General features: G+C 32.5%; 3 protein-coding genes. 1 reads left to right on the top strand and 2 read right to left on the bottom strand.

Features of this window, described 5'->3' with window-relative positions; all coding sequences use genetic code 11:
- Both ebgA and WBF61_RS05985 read right to left on the bottom strand, forming a co-directional pair.
- Positions 1 to 3,020 (bottom strand): beta-galactosidase subunit alpha (ebgA, locus tag WBF61_RS05990; protein WP_424254804.1); only part of this gene is annotated, 3,020 nt, incomplete at its 3' end.
- A complete protein-coding gene (locus tag WBF61_RS05985) occupies positions 2,992 to 4,476 on the bottom strand; it encodes an amino acid permease (protein ID WP_424254803.1) in 1,485 nt (494 codons plus the stop codon). The genes WBF61_RS05985 and ebgA, both read right to left, overlap by 29 nt.
- Before the next feature lie 168 nt (positions 4,477 to 4,644).
- Here WBF61_RS05985 and WBF61_RS05980 point away from each other — a divergent pair, with 168 nt between their 5' ends.
- On the top strand, positions 4,645 to 5,496 hold the full coding sequence (locus WBF61_RS05980; protein ID WP_424254801.1) for an AraC family transcriptional regulator: 852 nt from the start codon (positions 4,645 to 4,647) through the stop codon (positions 5,494 to 5,496).
- Positions 5,497 to 5,620: the final 124 nt, after the last annotated feature.

Genomic DNA, 5,620 nt, shown 5'->3' with positions numbered 1-5,620 from the left:
GTACCGTTTGATTCCTTAAGAAGAATGTTAAATTGTAATGAAAAATCTTCAAATTTACAACGGTATTTATCTAATTGGTCTTGTCCACATGAATTGCTTCCTAAACCATTTTGACGAGAATCAATATTTAGTACTAAATAATCACGTTCCTTTAAATCAATTGTATGTTTAGCCTGCTCAAGATCTTTAGTCTCATATCTAGAAACGCTATAATCAAATGTTTCCTCCGTTTTTATCAAAACTGTTTTATCCTTATTTGACAATCCTACCCAATCGCAGTCCATATGGTTTCCGTTTTCTTGTGGCTTCACATAGTTTACAAATAAATCATCAACCGAACTTTTGAAAACTCCTGGGTAAGCAGCTTGACAAGAATCCGAATAATTTTCTAAAGGTCCAAGACCTCTCCAAGAAACCTTGTCAAAATCCTTCGCTAAGCGAAGTGAGACTCCTAATCTAGGTAACATCGGAGGAGCAAGCATCTTGCGACCTGAAGCAATCCCGGTGATGGTATAGTTGATTTCCCCAAAATAATCAACTTCATATTTATAGTCAAGTTCATAATACCAAGCACTATTAGTCGTACCATAAAATGAATTCACTCGCATCTCGAATTTTTCTTCATTTATTTCGCAATCAACTTTACGAATAGATTCATGTGGCAAATGCATAAAGTATTTATTTTTGTAGTCTTCTAAAATATACATATCGTTATCGATTGGCGCTCTCCAAAAATTCATTTCCGGACCTTTCTCGATAATTTCTTTTTCATTATAAAAAGCTTGTAGTAGCTTTCCTTTAACTTTATCAAAACGAACACTAAAGTTTTCTCCTACTACTGTGATATATGCTGTCTCTTCATTAATCATTAATTTTTCTGCTCTTTTTTCAGATAGTGTAGCTTTTCTTTTTTCTTGGTGCCAAGTAAATACACTCCTAGTTACTTCAAACCCTTTCTGTGCCCATAAATTTTTATCGTTTAACTGATAAATAAAATGAACCGTATATAAAGCCCCTGGTTTAAATGCTATTTCTGGATAGTCAATCCTTACCGTAGAAGTACCTCTTGCAGGCGTTTCGGGTATATCCTCTTGTCTTTCTTCAATTAGATAATCATCTTCGTAAAACCGGCAAATCAATTGATAACCCGTTAATGCATTAAAATCTAATCTGTTAGTCAACTTATATAGGCCAGACGATTTATCTATACTTTTTGTTTCAATGGGTTCAATAACCTTTTTATATTCTATTAAACTCGTTGAAGGTGTACGATCAGGCATTAACATTCCATCAATACAGAAATTGCCGTTATTAGGATCATCTCCAAAATCTCCACCATATTTATAATAAATTTCTCCAGATTCTGACACAGTTTCTATCCCGTGGTCAAACCATTCCCATATGAAGCCACCTTGAATGTGATCATACTTATAGAAAATATCTTGGTATTCTTTTAAATTACCTGGTCCGTTACCCATTGCATGAGCATATTCACAGAGAATATGTGGTTTTTTTGTATTTGTAATCACTTTATCCATTGTTAACTTATCATCTGTTCTTTCTAGCCAAGTGTACATCGTTGTATATACATCACTTACTTCTGCTTCAAAATCTCCTTCATAATGAACCAATCTTGTTGGATCTGTTTCTTTAGCATACTCTGCCATTTTTCTGAAATTATATCCAAACGATGATTCATTCCCAAGCGACCACATGATAATACAAGGATGGTTTTTATCTCTTTGGATAGTGCGTTTAATTCTATTAACATGAGCTTCTTCCCACTCTGGATTATCAGATATCCATTTGTAGTCCTCAGTTAATTCAAAACCATGGCATTCTAAATCCGTTTCATCAATTACATACATACCGTATTCATCACATAAATCATAAAAGAATGGCGAGTTAGGATAGTGAGCTGTTCGAATAGCATTGATATTGTGTTGTTTCATTAAAATAATATCATTTTCGATACTTTCTCTAGATGTTACTCTTCCTTCTGTTGGGCTATAATCATGTCGGTTCATTCCCTTTAATTTAATGGCTACACCATTAACTAAAAAACAATTTCCTTGTACTTCAATCTGTCTAAAACCAACTTTTTGACTAATGACTTCAATAACTCGTTCATCTTTTTCAACGGTCATTAATAGTTCGTATAAATAAGGGGATTCAGCAGACCATTTTTGCGGGTTTGCTACTATTTTTATAAAACTATTTTTACTTTGCGCTTCTTCTTTAAATAGACTACTTCCTTCATGATTTAATAACTCATACGTGATTTTTTGATTTACATTCTGAGTAAATGTTGGATTGACTATCAGGGTAGCTGTGTCAAAATCCTTTTCAAAATAAGTTCGAATTGCAAAATCATACAACCCTTCTTTTGGACGCGTTGTAATGTCAACATCACGGAATATTCCACTTAACCACCACATGTCTTGATCTTCCAAATAGGTTCCGTCAGACCATTGGAAAACCCGAACGGTTAGTGTATTTATACCTTCTTCTATATATTCTGTTAAATCAAATTCACTCTGGATTCTCGCACCCTTACTATACCCGATAGATTGGTCATTCAAATAAACTTCAAAAGCAGAATCAACCCCTTGGAATCGTAAAATATACTGTTGGTCCTCTTGGATAGATTTAACTTTAAAAGATTTTCTATAGATACCAGTAGGATTTTCAGTTGGAACAAAAGGCGGAATAATCGGGAAATTATACCATAAATCTGAATAATGCATTTCTCCATATCCTTGTCTTTGCCAATTTCCAGGAACTTGTATTTTATCCCACTTATCAGTCTTACAAGATGTTTTGTAAAAATCTTCTGGACTATATTCTGGTGCTTCTAAAAACAAAAAGTCCCATTCACCATTTAAATTTTCAACATATCTTCCTGTGTCTTTTTTTGTTTCATAGTCACTTCTTCCTACAAAACTCTTAAAATCTGCTCTTGGTTCCATTCTATTTATACTATCTACTTTATTATTTTCCCATTTTTTTAGTTTTCTCATCTAAAGCACCGCCTAATTTTTTTTCATAATTCATGTAACAAATATAAGCAAAACCTACAAAAATAATAACTCCTAAAGCATTATATAATAGTGTGAATATTGGATTTGCCGCTCCTTCTGCTATGAATCCTGTTTTAAAGTAATCCATTAGTGCAAATGGAGAAGGAAGTATTGAAACAACAAATGCAAATATGAAGAATACTAAAAGCATACTGCCAATTACAATACCTGTTTTTTGGTTCCCCATTTTAAAAGATCGTGGGATATCATCTTTTTTTATACGCATGCTAATATATGCCCATAATAAGAATAAGACTGGAATCAATGAAGTTGCTGCTGTCATATTAATCAATGTTTTCAAAAAGGTATCAATCGAACCTACCCCTAGAGCTGGTACAATCATTAATACTGTAACAATGATTGCTTGTACCAAAAGTGCATTTGTTGGGTTTCCTTCATTATTTGTTTTAGAAATCCATTTACCAAATATTCCTTCTGGTATCTCAGAAAATAAAATTTTAGCAGGAGCAGCTGTCCAGAGTACCAGTGAACCGACTGAGCTAAGTAGCATAATAAAGCCAACAGTACGAGTAACTCCTACCGTTATTCCATAGTGTGCTCCTAATATAGCAAAAGCATCAAATAAAGCATTTGAATAATTCCCTTGAAGTGTTTCACTAGGTAAAATCATGCCTACTGCAACAGCTCCTAAGGCATAGATAACGCCTATTGATAAAGCTGCAACAACAATTGTCTTCATAAAGGATTTGTTTCCGCCTTTGATGTCTTTAACATAAACTCCAACTGCTTCAGCCCCACCAACTGCTTGTAAGATCCAAGCTACTGTTGTTAAATAGTTCCAGTTCATGTTCATTGTCACAGATTCACTTGTAAGCCTTTGGGCAGGTTCCTCCCCAAAGATAAACACAACTCCTAAAGCTAAAATAATAAAACCTATACCCATAAATATTCTTGCAATTCCTGATAAATCTGTTACTTTTGAAATCCAAGATACTCCCTTGATTGATACATATGTTGCTAACCAGAAAAGTATTATAGATAAAACTGAAATAAGAATCGTTGCATTTATTCCTCCAAATATGTTATATCCTAAAAATGTATAAGATGCATAAATCAATGTCTGAGGAAGTAAAGAGACAAAGAAAAATAAATTAACAAAAAAGTAAGACCACGAACCCAAGAATGCCCACTTTTCTCCCAGAGATGTGCGAATCCAACTGTATACTCCTGATTCAGATTCTGTATTGGCCGAAGCAAACTCACCAATCATTAGTGTAAAGGGAAAGAAGTAAAAAATTGTTGCAAATAAAAATGTTGGAACAGCAAGCAAACCAATACTGGCACTTGCATTAATAATGGTTCCAAAAGAGAATACTGCTGTAAATGTCATTAACAAAAATGAAATCGGTCTCATTTTACCTCGTGTTTCATTCATTAAAAAACCTCCTTTAATATCTTATCTTGTTATTAGCAGTCATCTATTGGTTAAAATAAATCCATACCCTTTTTTGACTACGCTTTCATTTTAATGCATACTTTGTTATTATGGAATTAATGAATGTTGTCTATGTTTAACATTATGTTGTTTTTTTAGGAGGAATTTATGTTTGATTCTGTAGGAACATTTTTAACAGATAAAAAACTTAACACTGAATTTTTTGTTTATGAATGTGGATACGAAGACGTAAAAGTAAGAGAACCTTATCAATACGAGGCTATCGATTATTATTTAATCCATTTTATCTTAAAAGGGGAAGGACATTTCTATATTAATAATGAACATATTGTATTAAAAGAGAATCAAGGATTTATCATCCCTCCAAATACAAAGAATAATTACTACCCTTCATCTGAGCATCCTTGGAGTTATCGTTGGATTGGGTTTAAAGGATCAGGTTGCAAAAATATATTTAATGAATGTGGCTTATTGCTTCCTAACCAAGAAGAGTCTATTTCTAATTATATTTATCAATTTACAGATACTTATCAGATGGATCATCACTTTAAAAATGTTTTTAATTTTTCTGAAGAAGATAAACCCTACTCCGCTCTAGGTGAAGCTTATCAAGTGATTGATTTACTTTCTTCCCAATATAAAGAAGAAATGGTTCATCGTTTAAGTGAAGCTGAAAAATATGTTGAAAAATCCATTAATTTAATTCAACAAGATTATACCAACCCAAATTTTACTATCGAGTACTTATCTAACACTATCAAAATTGAAAGAACTTATTTATTCAGATTATTTAAAAAGTATAAATCTATTAGTCCTAAAACTTATCTAATTCAATACCGTTTAAATAAGTCTGCAGAATTGCTTAAAAAAACGAGTTATTCTATAGAAGAAATTGCCTATCTCGTTGGTTTTAATTATCCTAGTCACTTCTCAAGACAGTTTTCTATCTACAAAGGTATGTCACCATCTAACTATCGTTCTCAATTTTATACAAAATAAACTAACTATCGTAATGCAAGGACATGACTACATAGTCTATCTTGATATTTTTTAATCATTCGATACCTAATAGTCATTTAGTTATGAGAAATAAAACAAAGGAAATATAAACGAGTTTTTATAG

The sequence above is a fragment of the Carnobacterium sp. genome (assembly GCF_049673005.1).
Lineage (GTDB): Bacteria > Bacillota > Bacilli > Lactobacillales > Carnobacteriaceae > Carnobacterium_A.
Note: the sequence above shows the minus strand (reverse complement) of the source record. Positions and strands in the feature narration are given on the sequence as shown.

Excerpts from the sequence above, each read along its gene's own strand:
- WBF61_RS05985 (WP_424254803.1), bottom strand. The coding sequence starts at position 4,476 with ATGAATGAAACACGAGGTAAAATGAGACCGATTTCATTTTTGTTAATG.
- WBF61_RS05980 (WP_424254801.1), top strand. The coding sequence starts at position 4,645 with ATGTTTGATTCTGTAGGAACATTTTTAACAGATAAAAAACTTAACACT.